The 24,797-nt window shown below is 48.2% G+C and carries 23 protein-coding genes; all 23 read right to left on the reverse strand.

Features of this window, described 5'->3' with window-relative positions; all coding sequences use genetic code 11:
- Positions 1 to 1,233, reverse strand: a complete 1,233-nt coding sequence (fabF, locus tag ACI3E1_RS02035; RefSeq protein WP_405024011.1) for a beta-ketoacyl-ACP synthase II — start codon at positions 1,231 to 1,233, stop codon at positions 1 to 3.
- Between the two features lie 13 nt (positions 1,234 to 1,246).
- Positions 1,247 to 1,978, reverse strand: a complete 732-nt coding sequence (fabG, locus tag ACI3E1_RS02040; RefSeq protein WP_405024012.1) for a 3-oxoacyl-[acyl-carrier-protein] reductase — start codon at positions 1,976 to 1,978, stop codon at positions 1,247 to 1,249.
- Positions 1,978 to 2,919, reverse strand: a complete 942-nt coding sequence (locus ACI3E1_RS02045; protein ID WP_405024013.1) for an ACP S-malonyltransferase — start codon at positions 2,917 to 2,919, stop codon at positions 1,978 to 1,980. Before ACI3E1_RS02045 ends, fabG begins: the two co-directional genes overlap by 1 nt.
- Positions 2,920 to 2,950: 31 nt before the next feature.
- Entirely contained in the window at positions 2,951 to 3,196 is a 246-nt protein-coding gene (locus tag ACI3E1_RS02050; protein ID WP_283581407.1) for an acyl carrier protein, read from the reverse strand.
- A 23-nt stretch (positions 3,197 to 3,219) separates the two neighbouring features.
- Positions 3,220 to 4,203, reverse strand: coding sequence for a beta-ketoacyl-ACP synthase III (locus tag ACI3E1_RS02055; protein ID WP_405024014.1), 984 nt, complete (start codon positions 4,201 to 4,203; stop codon positions 3,220 to 3,222).
- A 23-nt stretch (positions 4,204 to 4,226) separates the two neighbouring features.
- Positions 4,227 to 4,676 carry a 3-hydroxyacyl-ACP dehydratase FabZ gene (gene fabZ / locus ACI3E1_RS02060; protein WP_405024015.1) on the reverse strand — a complete coding sequence of 150 codons (450 nt, stop codon included), beginning with the start codon at positions 4,674 to 4,676 and terminating at the stop codon, positions 4,227 to 4,229.
- 186 nt (positions 4,677 to 4,862) lie between these two features.
- Positions 4,863 to 5,231, reverse strand: coding sequence for a preprotein translocase subunit YajC (yajC, locus tag ACI3E1_RS02065; RefSeq protein ID WP_405024016.1), 369 nt, complete (start codon positions 5,229 to 5,231; stop codon positions 4,863 to 4,865).
- Between the two features lie 66 nt (positions 5,232 to 5,297).
- Positions 5,298 to 6,308 (reverse strand): Holliday junction branch migration DNA helicase RuvB, encoded by a 1,011-nt coding sequence (ruvB, locus tag ACI3E1_RS02070; protein WP_405024017.1) that lies wholly within the window; start codon positions 6,306 to 6,308, stop codon positions 5,298 to 5,300.
- Between the two features lie 16 nt (positions 6,309 to 6,324).
- Entirely contained in the window at positions 6,325 to 6,915 is a 591-nt protein-coding gene (ruvA, locus tag ACI3E1_RS02075; RefSeq protein WP_405024018.1) for a Holliday junction branch migration protein RuvA, read from the reverse strand.
- Between the two features lie 15 nt (positions 6,916 to 6,930).
- Positions 6,931 to 8,847, reverse strand: a complete 1,917-nt coding sequence (gene mutL / locus ACI3E1_RS02080) for a DNA mismatch repair endonuclease MutL (protein WP_405024019.1) — start codon at positions 8,845 to 8,847, stop codon at positions 6,931 to 6,933.
- Complete coding sequence (gene mutS / locus ACI3E1_RS02085; protein ID WP_405024020.1) at positions 8,831 to 11,434, reverse strand: DNA mismatch repair protein MutS; 2,604 nt, start codon at positions 11,432 to 11,434, stop codon at positions 8,831 to 8,833. The genes mutL and mutS overlap by 17 nt, the downstream gene beginning before the upstream one ends.
- A gap of 29 nt (positions 11,435 to 11,463) precedes the next feature.
- Positions 11,464 to 12,270: a TIGR00282 family metallophosphoesterase gene (locus tag ACI3E1_RS02090; protein ID WP_405024021.1), complete on the reverse strand. Its 807-nt coding sequence runs from the start codon at positions 12,268 to 12,270 to the stop codon at positions 11,464 to 11,466.
- Between the two features lie 133 nt (positions 12,271 to 12,403).
- Positions 12,404 to 13,969: a ribonuclease Y gene (gene rny / locus ACI3E1_RS02095; RefSeq protein WP_405024050.1), complete on the reverse strand. Its 1,566-nt coding sequence runs from the start codon at positions 13,967 to 13,969 to the stop codon at positions 12,404 to 12,406.
- A gap of 189 nt (positions 13,970 to 14,158) precedes the next feature.
- The gene (gene recA / locus ACI3E1_RS02100) at positions 14,159 to 15,205 is read right to left on the reverse strand and encodes a recombinase RecA (RefSeq protein WP_405024022.1); all 1,047 of its coding nucleotides are present in this window, start codon (positions 15,203 to 15,205) and stop codon (positions 14,159 to 14,161) included.
- Positions 15,206 to 15,302: 97 nt separating this feature from the next.
- A complete protein-coding gene (locus tag ACI3E1_RS02105) occupies positions 15,303 to 15,785 on the reverse strand; it encodes a CinA family protein (RefSeq protein WP_405024023.1) in 483 nt (160 codons plus the stop codon).
- A gap of 142 nt (positions 15,786 to 15,927) precedes the next feature.
- A complete protein-coding gene (gene pgsA / locus ACI3E1_RS02110) occupies positions 15,928 to 16,518 on the reverse strand; it encodes a CDP-diacylglycerol--glycerol-3-phosphate 3-phosphatidyltransferase (RefSeq protein ID WP_405024024.1) in 591 nt (196 codons plus the stop codon).
- 24 nt (positions 16,519 to 16,542) lie between these two features.
- Entirely contained in the window at positions 16,543 to 17,550 is a 1,008-nt protein-coding gene (locus ACI3E1_RS02115) for a RodZ domain-containing protein (RefSeq protein ID WP_405024025.1), read from the reverse strand.
- An 83-nt stretch (positions 17,551 to 17,633) separates the two neighbouring features.
- Complete coding sequence (gene ymfI, locus ACI3E1_RS02120) at positions 17,634 to 18,359, reverse strand: elongation factor P 5-aminopentanone reductase (protein WP_405024026.1); 726 nt, start codon at positions 18,357 to 18,359, stop codon at positions 17,634 to 17,636.
- A gap of 2 nt (positions 18,360 to 18,361) precedes the next feature.
- Positions 18,362 to 19,633, reverse strand: coding sequence for an EF-P 5-aminopentanol modification-associated protein YfmH (yfmH, locus tag ACI3E1_RS02125; RefSeq protein ID WP_405024027.1), 1,272 nt, complete (start codon positions 19,631 to 19,633; stop codon positions 18,362 to 18,364).
- Entirely contained in the window at positions 19,620 to 20,897 is a 1,278-nt protein-coding gene (gene yfmF, locus ACI3E1_RS02130) for an EF-P 5-aminopentanol modification-associated protein YfmF (protein WP_405024028.1), read from the reverse strand. The genes yfmH and yfmF overlap by 14 nt, the downstream gene beginning before the upstream one ends.
- A gap of 420 nt (positions 20,898 to 21,317) precedes the next feature.
- Positions 21,318 to 23,624 carry a DNA translocase FtsK gene (locus tag ACI3E1_RS02135; protein ID WP_405024029.1) on the reverse strand — a complete coding sequence of 769 codons (2,307 nt, stop codon included), beginning with the start codon at positions 23,622 to 23,624 and terminating at the stop codon, positions 21,318 to 21,320.
- Positions 23,625 to 23,635: 11 nt separating this feature from the next.
- Positions 23,636 to 24,148 carry a tRNA (cytidine(34)-2'-O)-methyltransferase gene (locus tag ACI3E1_RS02140; RefSeq protein ID WP_405024030.1) on the reverse strand — a complete coding sequence of 171 codons (513 nt, stop codon included), beginning with the start codon at positions 24,146 to 24,148 and terminating at the stop codon, positions 23,636 to 23,638.
- A 145-nt stretch (positions 24,149 to 24,293) separates the two neighbouring features.
- On the reverse strand, positions 24,294 to 24,797 hold the full coding sequence (locus ACI3E1_RS02145) for a YbaK/EbsC family protein (RefSeq protein WP_405024031.1): 504 nt from the start codon (positions 24,795 to 24,797) through the stop codon (positions 24,294 to 24,296).

The following is a 24,797-nucleotide window of genomic DNA, read 5'->3' on the forward strand; positions in this document are numbered from 1 at the left end:
TTAGTCACTCCATTTTTTAAATGCTAGTACCGCATCATGCCCCCCAAAGCCAAGGGAGTCACTCATCGCATACTCTAAATCAGGGGCCTTGGTCCCAGGTTCAGTTACCACGTTAATCTGACATTCCGGATCCTGCTTGGTCATCCCCATGTTCGGCGGAAGTTCCCCCCGTTGAAGAGCGGCAACCGTTGCAACGGCCTCAACCGCCCCAGCTGCTCCTAAGAGGTGACCGGTCATTGATTTGGTACTTGAAACCTGCAGGTCACTATTAGTCCCAAACGCAAGGTTAATTGCCTTTGCTTCACCAACATCATTGGCGTGCGTAGCCGTTCCGTGAGCATTTAGGTAGCCGACCTGGTCAGGGGTAACCCCCGCTTCATCCATAGCCTGCTTAAGTGCCCGGGCCGCACCGGCCCCGGTTGGATCAGGAGCAGTGATGTGGTAAGCGTCACACGTGCTTCCATAACCAACAACCTCGGCTAAAATTTTCGCTCCCCGGGATACTGCGTGGTCGTAACTTTCAAGGACAAGAGCAGCGGCTCCTTCACCGAGCACAAAACCACTCCTGTTTTCATCAAACGGCGTAGATGCCTTCAGCGGATCACTCTCCCTGGATAATGCCGTAAGGGAGGCAAAACCCGCGATTCCAATCATATCGATTGGTGCTTCTGCGCCACCAGTAATCATCACCTCAGCACGGTCTTCCTTAATCTGCCGGAAAGCCTCACCGATTGAATTGGTTGCCGTTGAGCACGCCGTTACAATCGTCATACACGTATTTTTCGCACCAAGCCGAATTGCAATGTTGCCGGCCCCCATGTTCGGAATAATTTCCGGAACGAACAGCGGCGAGACCGCCCGGGGACCCCGCTTCCCCATTTTTAAAATCTGCTTTTGGATGGTAGAAAGGCCGCCAATTCCGGTTCCAAAAATTACCCCCATATCTTCCCCGCGGGTGTTTTCAGGGGTGATTCCAGCTTGCTCAACTGCCTCTAACGCCGTATGAACCGAGTACTGTGAAAAGAGGTCCATCCGCCGCCCTTCCCGGCCAACACGGTCCTTATAATCAAACCCGTCAACCTGACCAGCCACGCTAATTCCGGTATCCGTGGCATCAAACTTAGTAATTGGCTTAATACCAACCTTCCCCGCAAACGTGTTTTCAATAAATTCATCCCGGGTAATTCCGTTTGGCGCAACAACGCCCATCCCCGTTACAACGACTCTCGCCATGCTATCCCTCCAACTAAATTGTCATTCCGCCATCCACGGAAATTACCTGACCAGTTACGTAATCACTCTTAGCCAGGAACAAGGCAACGTCCGCTACATCATCGGGCGTTCCGAACCGCTTTAACGGAATTTGTTCCATAATTTGCTTCTTAACCTTATCGCTTAAGGCATCGGTCATATCAGATTTAATCATCCCAGGAGCAATGCAGTTACACCGAATCCCCCGCAAAGCACCTTCCCGGGCAGTTGTTTTCATTAAACCAATTACCCCCGCCTTACTTGCGGCATAACTTGCTTGGCCAACATTGCCGTGTAACCCAACAACACTTGCCATATTAATGATGCACCCTGAACGTTGCTTGTTCATCCGCTTCATGAACAGTTTAGTCATCAAAAACGTTCCTTTCAGGTTAACGTTGATTACCTGTTCAAAGTCAGCTTCTTTCATCCCCACAAGCAGGGTATCCTTAGTAATTCCGGCATTGTTAACTAAAACATCAACCCGACCAAACGCCTCAAAGGCTTCCTTTGTCATTCGCTTAACGTCTTCTGCCTTTGAAATGTCACCCAGTACCGTTGCGTACTGTACTCCATATTCGTTGAGTTGGTCAATTAATTCGTCTGGGATCCCCTTCCGGCCGTTTAAAATCACCTTGCAACCTTCAGCGGCAAATCGCACGGCCATCTGTGCCCCCAGTCCCCGGGACGAACCCGAGATAAATACAACCTGATCCTTTAATTTCATTACTCTTCCCCCCGTAACATCGCTAGCAGTTGCTGGTATCCATCCAAACTATCAACGTGGTACCGCGTCACCTGCCGGTCAATCTGCTTGGTAAACTTACTAAGCGTCTGTCCTGGCCCCACCTCAATGGTTGCCGTAATCCGTTCTTTAGTAATCATAAATCGAACACAATCAGCAAAGTGGGTCGGCGTGCTAACCTGCTTGGTGAGCACCGCCGCAATTTCATCCTTTTCAAATGGTCTTCCCGTGGTGTTGCTAATTACCGGATAATCAGGCTGACAATACGTAAGTCGCGGCAATACCGCCGCCAACTTCTTCTGCGTATTTACAAAAAGCGGGGTGTGAAACGCCCCGCTTACCTTTAATGGAACCACGCGCCGCACACCAGCATCCCTTAATTGTTTGCTTGCTGCGGCTACTGCAGCCTGATCACCACCAATGACAACTTGCTTCGGGGAATTATAATTAGCAATCACGACCTGATTGCCCTGATCAGAGCACGCCGCACATACCTGTCTAACCTGCTCAACATCAGGATTTAATACCGCTGCCATTGCTCCTGGCCGGGCATCGGCGTCTGCTTGCATTGCTGCCGCCCGAGCCCGTAAAACATCCATTCCGGCGTTAAACGGCATCGCGCCACCCGCAATCAATGCAGCGTACTCACCAAGCGATAAACCCACCATTCCGCCAACGGCAAGCGTGGGCACATCCCGTTTGAGCATCGCTATTAATCCGAGTTCGACAGCAACAATGGCTGGTTGAACATACTTCGTTTCGTTTAGCCGGTCCTCATCACTGAGGACTGCAGCAACGTCGTAACCTACATGCGGACTCGCCGCATCAACAACCTTTCGGAATAAGTCATCATTTGCGTACAGATCACAACCCATTCCTGCATACTGGGCCCCCTGACCACTAAATAAAATCCCGAATTTCATGGTGTTCAGTTCCTATCTAAATCAAATTAAATTAGTCCTTAGCGTCAAGTTCCTTCTTAACGTACTTAACAACGTCCTCAACCGTCGTGATATCTTCGTCGGCCTCCAGCTCAATTTCGAACTCGTCTTCAAGTTCGCTCATGATTTCGAAGAGGTCTAAGCTATCAGCATCCAAATCGTCCTTGATGTTCGTCGTCAGCGTAATCTTCGCCTTGTCAACGTCTAATTCTTCGGCTGCAATTTCCTGTACCTTAGCAAAAATTTCTTCTTCAGTCATTGATATAACTCCTTTACCATGATTTAGAATCGAATAATTTGTGTTCCCACAGTCAGACCACCGCCAAAACCACTCAGCGCAATCACTGCTCCAGGGCGGAGCGTCCCTCGGGTCACCAGTTCGTCCAGTAAGAGCGGAATACTTGCTGCAGATGTGTTTCCATACTTCGCAATATTTACTGGGAACTTGGCAACCGGCTGACCAATTTTTTTAGCAATCACATCTATGATACGATAATTTGCTTGATGTAGCAAAAAATAGTCGACATCAGCGGCAGTCATCCCTGCCGCTTCCAATGTCGTCATTAGCGACCGTGCAACTTCGTTTGTTGCAAACCGGTAGACGGCATGCCCGTCCATTGTAAACGGAGCATACTCCCACCGCTGTTGCTGCGGAGGAAACGACTGCAAGGGGGCTGTCTGCCCTGCTTGTAGTTTATCATATGCCGTTCCGTCCGCCCACATCTGGCCAGCCAGAAATGCGGCACTTTCATCATTAGGCTGCGTTTCCAAAAGAACCCCAGCAGCACCGTCTCCAAACAACACTGCAGTTCGCCGATCCTGCCAATCTACCAACTTGGATAACACCTCGCCCCCAATAACAAGGGCCCGACGTGCTCCAGTTGCCAGAAATCGCTGGGCAACCTGGAGACCGTACACAAATCCAGAACATGCAGCGGAAAGATCAAAGCATGCAGCGTTAACCGCCCCGATCCGTCCCTGAACGATTGCCGCTGTCGCTGGCGTACATGCATCGGGTGACATTGTTCCCACGATAATCAAATCCAAACTTGCAGGGTCCCATCCACTCCGCGCTAGCATTTGCTGAGCTGCCCGGGTGCACAAATCAGCGGTGTTTTCGCCGGTACTAATGTGGCGGGACTCAATTCCCGTCCGCGGCCTAATCCACTCATCTGACGTATCCAAAAACGTACTCAAATCATCATTCGTTACGATCCGCTCTGGAACTGCCGCTCCCGTTGCCACAATTTTAATTCCCGTTTTCATTCCCTTACTCCCATTACAATTACCTACTGTCGCCGTTCTTGGTTATCAACAATGAAGACCAACTCACCGCTACAAGCTTTTTTATCATCAGCAAGCGTCGCGGTGAAGCGAACAATTCCCATGTTACGTCGTTGTTTAATAATTTCAACGGTAAAATGAAGAATTGCCCCAGGACGTACCATTTGCCGAAACTTAACCTTATTGGCAGCACCCAGGTACGCGGTTTTATTCTTAAAAGCTGGTGATTTTAAAATCAAAATGGAAGCAACCTGTGCAGCAGTCTCAACGATTAACACCCCAGGCATTACCGGATTTCCTGGAAAATGTCCCCGAAAGTAATCTTCATTAATGGTGACATTTTTCGTTGCCCGAATCATCTTGTCCGGAACGATCTCGTCAACGTAATCAACGTAGCAAATCGGACTTCTATTAGGGATCAAGTCCATAATCTCCTGCGCGTTCATCACTGGCATCACACGCACCTTCCTTTCATCGAGCTATTGTTTAGCTCCACAAAGTACTCTACCTCATTATTATAAGGTTGTCAAATCATATCAATAAACATTATTTTTCTGAAAGATACTAGAGGGAAAGAAAACCATCTGTATAACATAATAAAAGCGCCTCTTCTGTCAAAGAGACGCTTTTATTGCAATTAATTACTTCGCGTTATAAGAATTATCCTCCGCCGCATCGGCGTCATCCTGTTGCTCTTCCTTATCTTTTTCAGCAAGTTCTTTATCAACGGAAATCTCGTCACCCGCCGTTGCCGGAATCACGTTCATTACGGCATTTACGTCAAACGTCAAGTAAATCCCGTCACAATCAACGGAAATCGTCCCATCCGCTTTATTAATCTTGTCAATCTTTCCGTGTAACCGGCTAATCATGACAACGTGATCCCCAACATGTAAGTTGTTAATCATTTCCTGGTGCTGCTGTTGCTGCTTTTTTTGTGGCCGAATCATGATGAAGTACATCAAAACGAAAAGAACCACAAACATTATGATGGTCGTAACCGAGCCCATTAATAACACTCCTTAGTTATAGTCTAAACATAACCATACCAAAAACGACCGCTCTTGCCAACCGTCCTAACCTCGCTTATACGGAATCCCTAAATGCTCGTAAGCTGCCGGTGTTACTACCCGTCCCCGCGCCGTTCGTTTCAAGAACCCAATTTGCATAAGGTACGGCTCAATCATATCCGCTACTGTTTCTGCCTCTTCGCCCGTATTAGCCGCAATCGTGGTTAGCCCAACGGGGCCACCACCATATAATTCAATCATTGTGGTAAGAACCCGCCGGTCGTTTTCATCCAGTCCGCGTTCATCAATACGTAATAATTGAAGGGCATAATCCACAATTTCAGGGTCAACCGTTTCCTTCCCAGCAACCTCCGCAAAATCCCGTACCCGCTTAAGAAGGCGGTTTGCAATCCGCGGGGTCCCCCGGGACCGCTGAGCAATCGCATGAGCCCCTTCCCGACTTATCGCCGTGTGCAATACTTGCGCTGACCGGCAAATAATCGCCACCAGGTCATCCTCGGTGTAATACTGCATATGACCGTTAATCCCAAACCGGTCTCGCAGCGGTGCCGCCAACATTCCTGCGCGGGTGGTCGCCCCGATGAGGGTAAACGGCGGAAGCGGAAAGTGAACGGCGTGGGCACCAGCATCCTGACCAACAACAATATCAATGTAATAGTCTTCCATGGCCGAATACAAGATTTCTTCGACGTTCTTGGGAAGACGGTGAATTTCATCAATAAATAATACGTCTCCCGGCGTCAATTCATTAAGAAGCGCCACTAGATCACCCGGCCGTTCGATTGCCGGGCCACTCGCCTGCTTAAGGCTAACTCCTAACTCGTTAGCGATAATTACGGCCATCGTTGTTTTCCCGAGCCCCGGCGGACCGTATAGTAAAACATGGTCTAACGCTTCTTCCCGCTGTCTAGCAGCCTTGATGTAAACTCCGATCTCTTGTTTGAGCTTATTTTGCCCGATGTAATCACCCAATGTTTGGGGACGTAACGAACCTTCCCCTTGTTCCTCAGTCGCATCACTGTTTACAGCCGAAACTAACCGTTCTTCATCATCCATTCGATCCCTCCTCTCGTTAACTCATCATCAACCGGAGCGCTTCTCTAAGATACTCATCAGTCGACTGACCCTCAAAGTCACGAAGCTTCTTGGTCACCCGCTTAACCTCCGCTTTAGTATATCCCAGGGCACTTAAAGCAGCCACCGCATCTCGGAGAGCCGGATCATCGGTGGGTGGTTGAACAACTTCCTTATTAGGCGATTCAACGGCTACCGGCGCCAGCTTCCCTTTAAGATCCAAGATAATCTGTTTGGCGGTCTTCTTACCAATCCCCGGGTACTTAACCAAATAATTTACGTTATCCGCCTCAACGGCCGCAATGAAACCGGCATGGTCTTCGTTGGCTAAAATTGCCAGCGCACTCTTAGGACCAATTCCTGCAACACTAATCAGACGTAAGAAAAGTTCTTTTTCTTCCAGGGAGCTAAAGCCATAGAGCGTAACGGCCGTATCACGGACAGCCTGATACACGTATACCCGCTGTTTTTCATTTTCACAAAACCGAAACGGATTCGCTACCTGCACCCGATAACCAACGCCTGCCACATCCACAACAATGTATCCGGGGGTTATAGCAGTAATTAACCCCGTTAAGTACTCATACATGGTTTCCCTCCTTAATCACTGGTTCCACGACCGCTTACTATGGTGGGGATCTTGAATTCGCTTAAACATTCGCTGCAACTCATTGGCCGTGAAATGGATCGTTGTGGGCCTGCCGTGGGGGCAGTTATACGGATTAGTACACTCCGCTAAATGAGCCAAAAGAGCTTGTCCTTGCGCCGGCTCAAGATGATGATTTGCCTTAATCGCTCGTTTACAGCTAGCCATGGCCAACGCCGCTTCCCGTAACCGGGTCAAGGTAATCTTTCGGTGAGTAATCACAGTATCCACAATCGTCCTAATTTGTTCAGCAACATCAGCCCTGCCCATCCATGTCGGGTGTTCCCGTACAATAAACGTGTTCTGACCAAAATCCGTTAACGTTAACCCCAACTGTTTTAAATCACCTAAGCGCTCACTCACAATTAGTGCGTCACTCGCGGGGTAACTTAACACCACCGGCACAAGCAATTCTTGCATTGAAACGTGTTCATTTGCTGCAGCAGTAGTGATTTCTTCGTACTTCACCCGTTCATGGGCCGCATGCTGATCGATCAAGTATAATCCATCAGCGCCCTCAGCTAACAAATACGTCCCGTGAACCTGTCCAAGATACTGCAACCGGGGAAAGCGTTCACCCTCATGTACCTTACCGTTTTCGCCACTAACCTTTACCTGATAGTGCCGATCCCACGCCTGCATTATTGGACTGGTAAGGTCTGCCCGACTCTTAATTGTAATGGTAGCCGGGTGATCATCCGTAGCAACAACTTGCTCCTTCTGCGCGCGGGAAGGCGCGACAGGAGAAGCCCCCATTACTGCGGCGTGTACCCGATTACGAACCGCTTGGGCATGAAGGCTGGTCTGAAAATCCAGCTGCTGGCTATGTTTTGTTCGGGAAGAACTTTCCCAGTGACCATGATGACCAGTAGCGGCAGGAATTAAATTCGCACCTGCGAGCCCCTCCTGAATCGCAGCGGTAATCAATGTTACCAACTGATCTTCCTTACTTAACCGTACTTCCTGTTTAGTAGGATGTACGTTCACATCCACTAATAACGGGTCAAGTTGAATATTAATTACCGCAATGGGAAACCGCCCCACCATTAACTTTGTGCCGTATCCCTCCTGAATTGCCGCCCGCAACACAGGATTAATCACCGTTCGGCCGTTAATCAGGGTTGTCATGTATTTCTTAGCCGCACGGGTCATCGTGGGTTTGGCAATGTACCCGGTAACGTGAAAATCAAGGTCCTGCTGATCAACCGCAAGCATTTCCCGGGCAACCCGGACGCCGTAGACCGCACTAATGACCTGTTGCATTTTACCGTTCCCGGCAGTTTGCAGCAAAGTCCGCCCGTTATTAACCAACCTAAACGAAATTTCCGGGTGACCAAGAGCCATCCGACTAAGAAGGTCACTGGTATGGGCGAGTTCGGTCGCAGGCGCTTTAAGGTACTTTAACCGGGCGGGAGTGTTATAAAACAATCCCGCAACGGTCACCACAGTTCCCGGACGATGCGCCGTTGGCTCGAAGGCCACCTGCTCGCCACCCTTAATGCGAATCATGGTCGCCGCCTGCGCTTCCTTAGTCGCCGTTGTGAGCGTCACGTCCGCGACTGACGCAATACTTGGCAACGCTTCGCCCCGAAAACCAAGGGTATGCACCCGAAACAAGTCGGTGCGGTCCGTGATTTTGCTTGTCGCATGCCGCCGAAATGCCACCGGAACATCCTCGCCGGCAATCCCCGTCCCGTTATCAGTTACCGTAATCGTCTTTAATCCGGCATCCGTCAACTCAACCGTTATCCGTTGAGCGTGGGCATCAATCGCATTTTCAACCAGCTCCTTTACCACCGAAGCCGGCCGCTCAATTACCTCCCCGGCAGCAATTTGGTTCGCCAGATTTTCGGGAAGCTCATGAATTCGTGTCATCACTACCACCTCCCTGAAGTTGTTGTTGCCACTTGTAAAGAATGTTCATCGCATCAAGGGGCGTCATTCCCATTAAGTTTAATTGCCGTAACTCAGTCACAATCGGATCAGCAACTGTATCCTTTTTCGAATGCGGAACCAAAGACGTTTCCGGAACAAACAACGATAGCTGCTCATCTGCTTTCGCTTCCGGAACCGCCGGCTGCGAATCACCCGCTTTTTCCAACTGTTGTAAAATCACGGTTGCTCGCTTAATTAATGATTCTGGCATTCCCGCCAGCTTAGCAACGTGAATCCCATAAGATTTATCGGCCGGCCCTGGTGCCACTTTATGCAAAAAAATTAACTTTCCGTCCCGTTCAACCGCCCCAACGTGCACGTTTTTGAGGTGCGAAAGTTGCGCCGTTAATTGCGTGAGTTCGTGATAATGGGTGGAAAAGAGTGTTTTAGCACGCACATGCTCATGAACATATTCGATAATTGCCTGGGCAAGCGCCATGCCATCATACGTCGCCGTCCCTCGTCCAAGTTCATCAAAGAGCAACAGGCTATTAGCAGTGGCGTTACTTAGCGCTGCGTTAGCCTCCTGCATCTCAACCATGAACGTCGAATTTCCCGCAATTAAGTCATCCGCCGCCCCAATCCGAGTAAAAATTTGATCAAACAACGGTAACTGTGCTTTTTTAGCCGGAACATAACATCCTATCTGTGCCATAATCACCGTAAGGGCAACCTGCCGCATATAGGTACTTTTCCCGGACATGTTCGGCCCGGTAATCAGTAAAATCTGTGCATCCTGCGTCAATTGCACGTCATTGGGAACGTACTCTTCCGTCCCAATTACCTTAGCAATTACAGGATGCCATCCCTGCTCAATTACCATGTCCTTGTGCTTGAGATCGAACGTTGGGCAAACAAACTGTCCCTCCTCGCTTACCGTAGCAAAACTTTGGAGAACATCAAGTTGGGCAACGGCTGCTGCTAAACGTTGTAATCGCGGAATGGCCTGTTTAATTTGCTCCCGAATTTCCATAAAGAGCTGGTGTTCAAGAGCAACGGCATGGTCCTCCGCTCCAAGAATCAGTTGTTCTTTTTCCTTTAATTCAGGCGTAATAAACCGCTCAGCATTAACCAACGTTTGTTTCCGCTGGTACCGGCCCCGTGGAACCTTATCAAGATGGGCCCGGGAAACCTCGATATAGTAACCAAAAACACGGTTAAACCCAATTTTAAGCTTACTAATTCCGGTTGTTTTCCGTTCCTGCTGCTCTAGGTCAGCAATCCATTGCTTCCCGTTCGTCATTGCCTCCGTATACTCGTCAAGTTGCGCACTATACCCCGGTCGAATAAGCCCTCCGGCGGTAATGGTCACGGGCGGATCATCAACGATTGCATGGTGGATAAGGTCCGTAACGTCACTTACCGGATCCAAATCATCCAATAATGCCGTAAACGCTCCAGTATCAAGTTCGGTAACAATGTGCCGGAGTTGGGGAATATGTTCCAAAGACGTTCGGAGTTGCACCAAGTCACGCCCATTAACGTTTCCCAGGGCAACCCGCCCAACCAGTCGTTCTAGGTCGTATACGTGAGTTAATTCTTCCTGCAGGGCCGAACGCTCCATAAAGTTTTCCAGTAATACGGTCACCCGCTCCTGCCGGTCATGAATTACCGAAGCGTCAAGCAATGGCCGGCGAATCCACTGGTGAAGCATCCGTCCCCCCATTGCCGTTTTGGTTTTATCCAACAACCATAATAACGTCCCTGCTTTTTTCCCCGTCCGTGAATTTTTCACCAAATCAAGGTTAGTTACGGCAGAATGGTCGAGCTTTAAAAACGCTGTTGGGGTATAACTAACTGCCCGTTTAAGGTGAGTAAGCGCCCGCTTTTGGGTGACAATGAGGTAGGAAACAAGGTGCTTAACTGCCGCCAATTCATTCTGGTCAGTTAACCCCTGACTAGCAAATCCTACCTCAGCATGATCACTAACCTGAATTTGTGTTGACTGTAATATGCGGAGTTTTTTTAACTGCTTCTTAGTTGCAGTCGTAACGCTTTCATCCAGGACAACTTCTTTAGTTTGTAAACTGATTAGTTCATTTACCACTGCAGGCAGATCAGTGAGGTGGGTAACCTGCAATTCACCGGTGGATAAGTCAACGTAAGCCAAGCCAACCGCATCCTGTGATTCGTGGAGCGCTGTTAGGTAATTATTGTCCTTGGCGTTGGCCTCCGTCTGACCAACCAACGTTCCTGGAGTAATGAGTTGGACAACCTCCCGTTTAACCATTCCCTTTACTAGCTTGGGATCCTCCATCTGTTCACAAATCGCAACCTTGTACCCCTGGTCAACTAAAATATCAATGTAATTCTGCACTGCGTGGTGGGGTACCCCGCACATTGGCACCTTTTCCTTTGATTGCTTATTCCTAGCAGTGAGGGTTAGTTCCAGAAGCTGGGCACCCTTCACCGCATCGTCATAAAACATTTCGTAAAAATCGCCAAGCCGGTAAAACAAAAATGCATCCGGATACTGTTTTTTTATCGCCAGATACTGTTCCATCATTGGCGTTGTCTTTTTTGCCATCGCTTCTCTCACCTCCACACCAAACTCGCCTATTCAAAGAAGGGTTGATCCGGGCTAATTTGAACCGGAAAAATGCGCCGGGCAACGAACGGATTAGTATCCTTCGTTTCCACCACACAACCGCACAACGTTGCCCGATCGTCTTCATCAACGGTAAACCGAACGGGCATTTGGGTTAAAAACCGATCAATTACTGCGGTCCGTTCCATTCCTAAAATGCCATCGTACGGTCCGGTCATCCCCGCATCGCTCATAAACGCGGTGCCCTTTGGCAATACGCGGGCATCGTTTGTTTGAACGTGTGTATGCGTCCCAACAACCGCGGTCACCTGCCCGTCAAAGTGCCAGGCAAACGCCTCCTTTTCACTCGTTGTTTCCGCATGAAAATCAACAAAAATTGCATCAACGTGGTCATGTTCCCTAAGCTGCTTAATAATCCGGTGCGCTGCTGCAAACGGATCATCACACGGATTCATGAAAATTCGCCCCTGCAAGTTGATTATACCAACCCTATGTTGGTTAACCTTCACGGTACAGTACCCCTTTCCCGGAACCGTTGCCGCAAAATTAGCCGGCCGAATCAGTTTATCAGCATGGTCAATAAAATCCTGAATTTGCGAATTATCCCACGTATGGTTTCCCATCGTAATTACGTCTGCTCCGGCCGCCAAAAGCTTTTTATAAACCTTTTCGTTGATTCCCCGACCCCGAGTAGCGTTTTCCCCGTTAATGATGGTTAACTGGGGGTGATATTTTTTCTTTAATCCAGGCAGATATTCCGTAACCATTTGTTGGCCCGCCGTACCCATCACGTCACCGATAAATAAAAACTGCATGGTTTAGACGCCCTTCTTATTAATTTCGTTATTATTCTATCATAATCATCCTGCGGGAATTATATCGCTAAGGAGTTGTAAAACAAACGTGACGGTCATAATCAGTGTCATGACCGTCACGTTTTCCGGAGTCCTACTTAGCGTAGTCAATTGCCCGGGTTTCCCGAATTACCGTCACCTTAATCTGGCCCGGATATTCGAGCTCATCTTCAATTTTTGCCTTAATGTCGTGAGCAAGTGTTGTCGCTTGCAGATCATTAACCCTCCTTGGTTCAACAATCACCCGCACTTCACGGCCGGCTTGAATTGCGTAACTCTTATGAACACCCTTGAAGCTCTTCGCAATCTCCTCCAACTTCTTCAACCGATGAAGATAACTTTCAAGTGATTCACTCCGAGCGCCTGGCCGTGCAGCAGACATCGCGTCCGCTGCGGCAACCAGAACCGCAATCACTGATTGGGGTTCCACATCACCGTGGTGGGAGGCAATGGTGTTAACCACAACCTTACTTTCGTGGTATTTCTTCGCCAATTCAACCCCAATTTCAACGTGTGAGCCATCAACTTCATAATCAATGGCCTTACCAATATCATGTAACAATCCTGCGCGCTTCGCCATTGTAACATCTTCGCCTAACTCAGCTGCCAGCACTCCTGCTAGCTTTGCAACCTCAATCGAATGATTGAGAACATTTTGCCCATAACTAGTCCGGTAATTCATCCGGCCAACCGTCTTAATTAAGTCAGGGTGCATCGAATGTAAACCGAGATCAAAAATAGCCTGCTCCCCGGTTTCCCGAATCTTGCTATTCATTTCTTTGGTAGCCTTTTCGACCATTTCCTCAATCCGGGCCGGATGAATCCGCCCATCCTGAATTAACTTTTCAAGGGCAATTTTCGCAATTTCACGCCGCACGGGATCAAACCCGCTCAGCACCACTGCTTCGGGAGTATCATCAATGATTAAGTCAATTCCCGTTAATGTTTCTAAGGTACGGATATTCCGTCCTTCACGACCGATAATCCGTCCCTTCATATCATCGTTTGGAAGGTTGACTACCGACACCGTTGATTCAGATACGGTGTCCGCAGCAGACCGCTGAATTGCCTGGGTAATTAGATTTTTGGCGCGGCGATCGGCTTCAGCTTTCGCTTCCGCCTCGGAATCCTTAATCATAATTGCCCGTTCCCGGCTCAACTTATCCTTCATTTTAGCAAGAATCTGACCCCTTGCCTGGTCCTCAGTTAGCGAAGCGATTTCCTCAAGTCGTTCCTGCTGTTGCGCAACGAGTGAGTCAACCTTCTTGTTTTTGTTTTCGAGCGCTTTACGATCGTTGGCCAACCGATTCTCCTTATGCTCAAGCGTTTGTTCCCGCTTTTCAAGGGATTCATCCTTGTGATCAAGGGTGGCCTCCCGTTGAATTAATCGGTCTTCCTGCCGCTGAACCTCAGCCCGTCGATCTTTTAATTCGCGTTCAACCTCTTTCCGGTAACGGTGATTTTCGTCCTTGGCTTCTAAAAGTGCTTCCTTCTTAGCAGCCTGAGCATCCTTATTTGCCTGTTGAATAATTCCATCGGCAGTCTGCGTAGCCTGATCAAGGTGCGCTTCGTAAGTCCGCTTCCGAAAAACCGTTCCTGAAACAAAACCAACCACTAACGTTATAACGGCGACGGCGAGGATAGCAAAAATCATCATTATGCTACACCTCCACATCGTCTAATTAGCAAATCGAGTTTTAGATGTTATTTGATTAATTGCACACAGCACTATTTTAAGCGTCCGGTGCGAGCAGTGTCAATACTCAGATAACCAATCAATCAAATTGCCGAATTAAAGAATAAAATCGTCAATCCAGCGATTTCACGCCCGATCAACGATTAATTCCCTTTACTTTTGATCATCCAACGGAAGCTCATCCGGGTGTGTTTCTTGTTCCTCTTCCGGCGATGCAATTCCATAAGCGGTCCGTACTTTTGCGGTGACCTCCTTCATCACCTCAGGATGTTCTTTCAAGTAAGTTTTCGCATTCTCCCGTCCCTGTCCAATACGCTCATCACCATACGCGAACCATGAGCCACTCTTCTTAATGATATCTTTTTCAACGGCCATATCAAGCAACTCGCCGGTCTTAGAAACTCCTTCGCCGTACATAATATCAACTTCAGCAACTTTAAACGGCGGCGCAACCTTATTCTTTACGACCTTAATCTTAACCCGGTTACCAATAATATCGCTCCCACGCTTAATTTGCTCGGCCCGCCGAACTTCCAACCGAATCGTTGAATAGAACTTAAGCGCCCGACCACCAGGAGTCGTTTCGGGGTTTCCAAACATAACCCCCACTTTTTCCCGGATTTGATTGATAAAGATTGCAATCGTCCGGGTCTTATTAATTGAACCAGAAAGCTTCCGCAGTGCCTGGGACATTAACCGGGCTTGCAATCCAACGTGGGCGTCACCCATTTCGCCTTCAATTTCAGCTCGTGGAACTAACGCAGCAACTGAATCAACAACGATAATATCAATTGCTCCCGAAGTAACCAACATATCCGCAATCTGAAGACCTTCTTCTCCAGTATCAGGCTGAGAAAGAATCAAATCACCTGTGTTAACGCCGAGTGCTTTGGCGTACGAAAGATCCATCGCGTTCTCAGCGTCAATATAGACAGCCTTGCCACCCATTTTCTGCACCTCAGCCACAGCATGGAGGGCAACCGTTGTCTTTCCCGAACTTTCAGGACCGTAAATTTCAATAATCCGTCCCCGCGGATATCCGCCAACACCAAGCGCCTCGTCAAGGGCAATCGATCCACTTGAAACGGTTTCGATTTCCGTATTAACCTGCTCATCCATCTTCATGATGGAGCCCTTTCCAAAACTTTTTTCAATTTTCTTTAATGCGTTATCAAGCGCTGTTTGTCGTTCATCTGCCAAAAATCATTCCTACTTTCCGTCCAAGTTTTTCTGCCGAACTCCGGCTTACCTTCCTTAGAATACCGGACTTATCCTTAAAAATCAAGAAAAACGCGAACTAATGTTTGCCCAGCTCCGTAAAAACCTGCTGTAACGCCGTTAACACGCATTGCTGCCGAACACTATCCCGATCACCATCAAACCGGTATTTCTGTGTAACCTTTCCTTGTTCACTTACTATCCCAATCCACGCCGTTCCAGCGGGATTTCCTTCCAACTCAGCGGGGCCAGCCACACCAGTAAATGAAACTGCAATGTCTGTCCGCATAATCTTACGGGCTTGGCGTGCCATCCACACTGCAACTTCTTCACTAACAACCCCAAACTGGTTAATTACCGGCGCTGGAATCCCCAACAATGCACTCTTTGCTTCGTTGGAATAAGTTACAAACCCGCCCGGAAAAACATCAGAAATTCCAGGAACCGCCGTTAGCGTGGCCTGAAAAAGGCCGCCGGTTAAACTCTCAGCCGCAGTAATTGTCTTTCCACGTTCAATTAAGCTAGCCCCCACCTGACGGGCAACTTGTTGCAATTCTTCCATTACATGAACCCTTTCATTTATTAATTACGCCCTTAACGTGTTAATCTTGCACTAATCATCCTGTTTTCTATTAATTTAAAAATTACAGGCCCGAGCAATCACCGCTATGGTGCTTACCAAGCCCGCAATTTTAATCACATCCTTATTTTTTCCCGAATGAATCTGCAAACACTGCCCGGCTGTGGTAAAAGTAATCACACCCCGAGTAAACCGTAAAGAACAAACAAATATAAAGCAACACTAACCCAATCGGAAAGTTAAGGGCAGCAAAAAAGACATTATTCAACAGGAGAAAAATAATTGCAAACATCTGCGTAAACGTCTTAATCTTTCCTGGCATCGCTGCTGCCATTACTTGTCCGTTGTTTTCGATAACGATTAAGCGCAGCCCCGTTACCGCTAACTCCCGGCAAACGATAATTGCTGCCACCCAAGCCGGAGCCTTTCCCAACTGAACAAGAAAGATAAAAGCCGTCATCACTAACATCTTATCCGCTAAAGGATCAGCAAATTTGCCAAAATTAGTGACAAGGTGCTGCCGCCGGGCAATCTGACCATCAATAAAATCAGTCACACATGCCCCTGCGAATACAAGCGCCGCAATTAAGTGAGACCAAGTAATCACCGTCCCAGCAACAGTTATAGTTCCCCACTGCCACGGAACCGCCAATAAAATCATAAAAATAGGAATCAGCACGATGCGGCCAACCGTTAACTTATTTGGTAAGTTCATTTTCTATTAATTCCTTCCTAGATGTTAATAGTTCCGGTTCGCTGCTTGCAACGTCCCGTCTGTTTTGGTTCTGATTGCTTGTGAGGAAACCGTCCCCATGTTAATAACGATACTTCGCACGGTTAGTTTATGGTTCGCCTTCAAAAAATTAAATTTTCGTCCGTTGAACTTAATTAGCGTTCCCTTGGAATTTCCCAGACTAATCTGAACGTTAGTTGCCGCTGCCGGAATTCGAATTTGCCGGCTAACCCCGTCCGTTAACGTTCCCTGCCAAAGGGTTTCCCCGTTAACGGCAACGGAACACCACGATTCAGCGGCCTTCCCCGTTAACTGGATCACGTTATTTCCATCGTTGTTCTTCATTTTGTAAACAAAGGTCTTCCCGCTCTTCCTAGTTAACTTAAACGATTGTTTCTTGTGATGCGCGGTCATTGAAGACTGCGAAGAAGCCAAACGACTCGTCATTGATGTCACCGAACTACTTACAGCAGCCGAATGAACGTTTTCGGCTACCTGATTACTGTTAGTGGAACTTTGCGGCACCGCTGAATGGTGATGGCGAACGTTGTTATTGATCGCCACTTTCCGACTTGTTTGTGCAATTTGGTGCTGCGTTGCCCGCTGATTCCGAACAGATGCATACACAACCCCGCCAATAATCAAAACAACAACCCCAATAATGGTAATTAGCGGTAATTGCTGCTTTACCCGCTCCAACACATTATCCTTTGCTACCGGAACGGAACCATTTTGCCGACGCCGCAAAAGAGGCTGCTCGGTCGTCCCTGCTGCGCTACTAGAAGCCCCCTCCTTAACTAACTGAGCAACAACCGCGTCTCCATCGAGACCAACGGTATTAGCGTATTGGCGCACAAACGCCCGCACATAAAATTGCCCTGGAAGTGCATCAAAATTGTTCTCTTCAATTGCGATTAAGTACCGCTTTTGAATCTTAGTAATCTGCTGCAAATCATCAAGGGTATACCCCTTCTTCTCCCGCGCAGCTTTCAATGTTTGTCCAATATTATCCATCAGGAATCTCTCCAATAAGCAATGATTTCCACTTCAAGTTCCTCATCAGTATAGCACATTCCATCCGTTTAAAACCGCAGTTTCTACTTAAGCCAACCTCCGGTGACATAAAGCGTTTGCCCCGTCATATACTGTGCTTCCGGCTGAAGTAGCCCCGTTATCCAGTACGCAATCTCCTGGGGAGTTGCAAACCGACCAGCGGGCACCTCGGCAGCTACTGCCGCGCGCGTTTCATCATCAAACATTGCATTCATCCGCGTATCCACTGCCCCAGGAGCAACGACATTAACGGTAATCCCCGTTGCTGCCACCTCTTGACTGTAGGCCTGTGCAAATGCACTCAACGCCCCCTTAATGGTACTGTACATCACTTCCATTGCACTTCCTCTTCCCCCGTAGACTGAACCCACAAACACAATTCGGCCGGCCTGACTGTGAGCTAATTTATCTTCAACCAACTGCACCAGCCGTAGTGGTGTTTGCAGCTGAACCTTTAACATGGAAGCAAACCGTTGCGGATCACTGTCATGAAATAATCCGTATTCGGTGGTTCCCTGAGAAAAAATAACAGCATCTAAGCTAAATAACTGTTCGGCAATTGTCGGCGCAGCGGTTAACGCGCTCAGATCAGCCCCAATGGGGAGAAAATCCTGACGTGAATATTGCGTCTGTAACTCAGTTATCAAGGAAGCTATTCGCTCTTTTCCCGTATGATAATGTAGATACAACGACCAACCCTGCGCCGCTAACCGCCGCGCAACGGCCGTTCCAATATCACCGGATGCCCCACAAACTAACGCCCACTTCATTATTAATCATCTCCCGGTAAAAGTATTACTACGCACGGTTTTTGGCTTACCATGTTTTTCATTTGCGCCCGTACTTCCGCTAGCGTTAACCGCTGCAATTCACCAAACGCTTCAAATAACGTCACATCACCCGGAAACGCTGCCGCAGAATCAGCCACCGCCTCAAGCGAATTAATTGCTTGAAGATACCGTCCCGTATACTCCCGCTTTGCCCGCGCAAATGCGCCGTTTGCATTCAACAATAACGACGATGCCTGAGTAAGCTGGTGGCAAATAACCCGCCGTAATTCCTGTGGCCGGGGTGTTTCCCCCGTAATTGTCATGAAATGATAGCCCCGTTCATACTCATAGGTGGCACTAAAGCTATCATCCAGCAAGCCAGCTTCATAATGTCGCTGATAAAACGTCGTCTCTTCACCAAAGAGCATGTACAGCCCAATTTGCCCGGCAAGGCGGGCCCGTAATCCTGGAATTCCTGAAATAGATGCTGTTGTCCCCCGTAATCCTACCGCAATTCGTGGCCGGGTGACCGCCAACCGCAACGTTGTTGACCGCACCGGAGAAGCCAATAAAACAGGCTGCCGGACAAACGCCGGCGCCGGCCGGACAGGTAACGGAAGTTGCTGAAGAAACGTGGCAATTCGTTGAACGTCAAACCCGCCCGTAACAAACAGCGTCATGTTCGCCGGCTGGTAAAACGTTGCCCAACATGCATACAACATTGCTGGCGTTATTGCTGCAATCGATTCTTGAGTCCCCGCTACGTCAGCAGTTAACGCTGTTTGCGGATACATATTTTGTCCCAGTTGTGCCAGAAGTCGCCATTCAGGATCATCCTGGTACATCTGAATCTCCTGCCCAATGATTCCCTGCTCCTTTGCCACCCCTTTTGCTGAAAAGTACGGATCGGTTACAAAATCAATTAAAATTTGCAAGCACTCCGTTAAGTGAGTAGTTGTACTAAACAGATAACTTGTTTGGGTGTAACTCGTAAAGGCGTTTGCATCCGCCCCGTATTTTCCAAAGAGGTCAAGCGCATCGTGATCCCGTTTTTCAAACATTTTGTGTTCCAAAAAATGAGCAGTCCCCACCGGATACGTTACCCGCTTTCCCGACCGGTACGTTACGACCGTGTCAATTCCACCGTAATTAACCGTTAGTAACGCATAACTCCTTTGGTACCCAGCACGCGACATTAGGTTAACCCGTAATCCATTGGCTAACGTTAACTGATACCGGGTCTCATGTAATTGATCGTACTTAATTTGGCGCATCCCCGGTCGCCCCTTTCAATAATATTGTCGCTTGTAACTGACACTTCCGGGCAGACTGCATAACGGCTTGCTTCGTGACAGCTTCTATCCGTCGTATTACCTTGGCAACACTAACTGACTGTCCTATCAACTGACACGTAAGTTCCCTATTAAGCGGAGTACCCTGTAAATCAAGGTTAGCCCGATAATCGTTAATCAACGTTGCCTTAACTTGGTCTAACCGAGCGGAGGAAATCTCCCCCGTTTGCAACCGGTGCAACTGAGTCAGCACCTTATTCCGGACCACCGTAACGTTTTTGGCTTCAATTCCCGTTTCAACAATTACGGTTTGGCGGAACACATCATACGTGCTGTTAGCATAATACGCTAGACTGGCCTGTTCACGCACAGTTGTAAACAAATACGATAACGCCGTTCCACCAAAGAGGCCGTTCATTACCACGGCAGCATAATAGTCCGGCGTCCCGTACGCTATTGGTAACCGGAATGCAAGGTCAAACTTAGCCTGACTGACAGGTAATTTTAACACCCGATCAGTAACGATTGCCCGTTCTGGTTGATGATATGTCACTTCACGCTCAAGGGGGCACCGGGGATCAAACGGTAATCGCTCCGCCACCGCATTAATTACCGGCACTTCATCCACGGCACCCGTAACACCAATAAAGACCTCATCTGCCGTTAACATTTGCTGGTAGGCAACCGCTAATGTCATCGCATTTTGCATACGCACATCAGTAACCGCTCCTAGCGGGTCCACCTGCTGCGCCGGGTCATTAAAGTACTCTTCAGCCAATCGCTGGGCCGCAAGCGTCTGCTTATCGTCTACCATTCCTGTTAAGTAGTCGTCCAATATCTGTCGCTGCTGTTCAACCATGCCATCCTCAAAATGACCCTGTTGTAATAACGGATGAAAAATCATTTCCCGCAAAAAATCAAGGCCAGCAGTCAGAAGAGCCGGATGCTCCGGAATAAATTGAGGAGCCGGAATGGTTAAAATAAAGTTAATCACATGCCGGGTCCCCTTCCGCACCACGGTCGTGCCAAAATTTGCCCCATACAACTCCGCCAGCGCCCGCGCAACCGCCCGTTGAGTTGGATACCGCATGCTGCTAACCTCCAAAATGTTTGCTAGGAGGGCCCGCTGAGCAAGCTGTTCCGGACTGATAATCTTCGTTGCAAATGAAACCATCACCCGGATAGTTTTAAACTGACTGGTAGGGAGAACCATCAGGTGAACCCCCGTTGTTAACCTTCGGCGCATACCTGCGCCTCCTTCCGTATTAATTCGCGGGATAATTATACACCGAACACTCTAGAACTAAAACGGCCGCTCCCCTATTTCTCACTGGTTAACTTCAGGGTACCAGCCTCCCAACCAACCATTCGTGAATAATCATTATTCCCCCAATCGTCTCATCCCCGTTAATTTCCTACCTGACTTTTTAAACCGGTCCAATTCCTCCGCTAAGGGTATCAACTAGCCCCCTAAAGCACTTCACCACAAATAGTAATTTACCTGAGGACCATCCGCTGGGCTGATGTAAAAATCATCATAACGAATGCATCAAATATTTAATTCACCCTTCATTTAATCCTTATTTATAATTTCTATCATGCACACCACCGTTATTAAACAACATGTAGTGGAGATTTACTTAATCTCCACTACATGTTACGAACGCTATTCATCTTTTGGCAAAAAAACCTGTCGGGGTTTGCTCCCATCCTGGGGACCAACAATTCCCTTCTTTTCTAACTCATCAACAATTCGGGCCGCCCGATTGTACCCAATCTTAAACCGCCGCTGTAACATCGATACGCTGCACCGCTGTTCGTGGCGAAGAAGATCAACTACCTGATCAAACAAAGCGTCCTCCCCTGATTCAGTCGGCTGAGAATCCGCGATATCCTCATCTGAAATATTTAACGCTTCATCGTACTCTGCTTCCTGTTGCTGCTTGACAAAGTTAACCACATTTTCAACGTCCTGCCTCGAAATAAATGCTCCTTGAACCCGAACAGGTTTATTCGCATCAATTGGCTTGAACAACATATCACCACGGCCCAATAGCTTTTCTGCACCCGTCACATCCAGAATTGTCCGTGAGTCCGTTCCTGACGCCACCGCAAAGGCCATTCGGGACGGAACATTGGCCTTGATTAACCCAGTAATAACATCGACAGACGGCCGCTGCGTCGCTAAAATCATGTGGATCCCGGCAGCTCGCGCTTTTTGTGCAAGTCGAATAATCGCGCCTTCAACCGCATCCGAAGCAACCATCATTAAGTCAGATAACTCATCAACGATTACAACAACGTACGGCAAGGTCGGCTCTTCGGTCCCTTGATCTGCGTTCTGACGCGCAACCATCGCGTTATAGTCAGCGATATTTCGTTGACCAGTATCTTCGAATAGATCGTACCGCCGCTCCATTTCCTTAACCATTTTATTAAGGGCCATTGCCGCCTTTTTCGGGTTAGTCACCACGGGCGTCAACAGGTGAGGAATCCCGTTATACACCGCTAGTTCAACTTTTTTGGGGTCCACCAGCATTAACTTAACTTGATCCGGAAGGCACTTCATTAGGAGACTCGTAATTATGCCGTTAATTGCGACCGATTTTCCGCTTCCAGTTGAACCAGAAATCAAGAGGTGGGGCATCTTCGCTAAATCAGCTGTCACTAGGTTCCCCGATACATCCCGTCCTAACGGAACTTCCAGGGGTTTCTTTGGATCCTTTCGCTGGGCAGAAATAATATCCTTAAACGCAACCGTCGCTACCTGTTGGTTAGGCACTTCAATTCCAATTAAAGCTTTTCCAGGGATGGGGGCCTCAATTCGAATATCCTTGGCTGCCAGCGCTAATGCGAGATCGTCCGCTAAGTTCACAATCTTACTGACCTTTACCCCAATCGCGGGGTGCAGTTCGTACTTCGTTACCGCCGGGCCAAGAATGGTATTCTTAATCTCCGCATCCACCCCAAAGCTTGTCAGGGTCTGCTGCAAAACCTGTTGATTCTTAGCAATAATTTTCCTGTCCTTGCTCTGATCGGTTGGGGCGACATCTTGCAACAGGCTGATTGGCGGTAACTGGTAGTTAGGATTTGCCTTGGTTGCTGAAATCTCAACTGATTGAGCAGCAGACTTTTGGGGTGCGGGGGATTGGTCACTCCAGTTTGCCACCTGCGTATTAAGTGTACTTTCCTTAACGCTGTTCCCCGTACGGTCAGCCACCGACTGCGGGAACTGTTCGACATCATCTTGCTTCGGAGAAGCCGTTGGGGTCACACAAGCGGGCTTTTGCTCCTTAGCGGTCTGCTGGCTTGCCCGACGTTCCCGCAACGTTGCCATTAACTGGTGGCCCCACATACCGCAATGCTGTAACCCGGCTTGCATAATTCGTCCCATTCCATCAATCATTTCCTGAACGGTTACCCCGCTAAGAACGCACAAACCAATAATTACTGCCAACCCAGCCACCAAATAACTCCCTGGTTGGGCAACTAGGAAAAACGTCCCGGTATATGCCACTGCTCCGATTAGTCCGCCCCCAACCGAACTGGCAACACTTCCTCCGAGCAGATCGTTGACAATTGTGTTCCACGTAATCCGAATAAAGTGGCTATGCGCTCCCAGGGCCGTAGTGGTATGAATGGTTAAAAAGAGCATTACCCCGAAGTAAACGAGAGCTCCACCGCCTCCATACCGCGCTGTTATCTTAGGCCACTTAGCAGTAACTAATAAAAAGGCCCCCAAAATAAGCCCCAAGATATTTCCCAGTTGGTAGGCATCACCCCAAACAAGCCGAACAACGTTATCAATTAATGTTCCAATAAAGCCAAGCTTAAAAAGGCCAAGAGCGGCCACTAATGTCACCACTACCCCGCTAACCCGCAAAGAACGGGCGCTTACTTGTTGAGAAGCCTTTTTAGCCCTCTTTTTCCGGGAAGCTGATTTCTTCTGGGGAGTTGTTTGCTTCCGTGCCATGGTGTCCCTCCCTACTTTAATTTATCGTTTTCGTACCGGTGAACCCGCTCAAGATGCGGAAAAGCCTGCTGCCGGAGCGCCTCATAGATAATAATTGCCGCGGTATTGGATAAGTTCAACGCCCGAATATGTTCATCATTTTGAGGAATCCGAATACATTCGGCAGGATGTTGACGCATAAACGGCTCAGGCAATCCCGTTGTTTCCTTTCCAAACAGGAAATACTGATCACGTTCTGGGCGGTTATAATTAACGCTAGCATAATCATGCAGCGCAAACTTAGAAACAATATGAAGGTCTTCGGCCCCCGTTAACGTTCCCATAAATGCGGGTAAGTTATCGTGGTACACAATCCTAACCTTATCCCAATAGTCTAACCCTGCCCGCTTAAGGTACTTATCATCTGTCGAAAACCCTAACGGTTTAATGAGGTGCAAGACCGTATTAGTTCCCGCGCAGGTTCGGGCAATGTTTCCGGTATTAGCAGGCATCAGCGGTTCAAATAACACAATATGGTTAGTCATAATCCATTCCTCTTTCATCCATAAAAAAAGCGTAACCATTCGGTGTGGGCACGGCGAACGGCTACGTTAATGATTAGCAACAACCCAATTAAATAATTGCTAAATGCATTCTTAATCTAACACGTTAACTTCTAGAACACAACCCTTATCCGTGAATAACATGGATATACTGGCCTTCCACCAAATTAACCAATGCCGCCCTGTTCACCCGAACAGACCGGCCAAGCTTTCCAGCCGATACAGAAATTTCTGAAAACTCCCGAATTCGTTCGTCGAAGTAAATTGGAAATCCCTTATTCGCATGAATTCCGATCGGTGTATTGGCTCCATGAACGTATCCCGTAATGTTAACTAGCCGCTTCGCATCAGCTAAATGAAGCTGTTTTTTCCCTAGTTCCCGGGCAACGGTCTTCAAATCAATTTCATCTTCAACCGGTAAACAAACAACCAGGTAGTCGTGCGGATCATTGTTAGCTTGCAACACAATCGTTTTTAGAATACTCTTAGCAGCCACTCCCACAGCAGCTGCATCATCCAGGGCCGCCTGCCCCCGACCAACCCAGTCAAAGTTCTTCTCGGTATACACAATCCCATGTTGGTCTAAATACCGTTCCTCGTTTGTTTTTTTAAGTTTTTTTTGCTTAGCCAC

Source organism: Ligilactobacillus sp. LYQ139, assembly GCF_045033025.1.
Lineage (GTDB): Bacteria > Bacillota > Bacilli > Lactobacillales > Lactobacillaceae > Ligilactobacillus.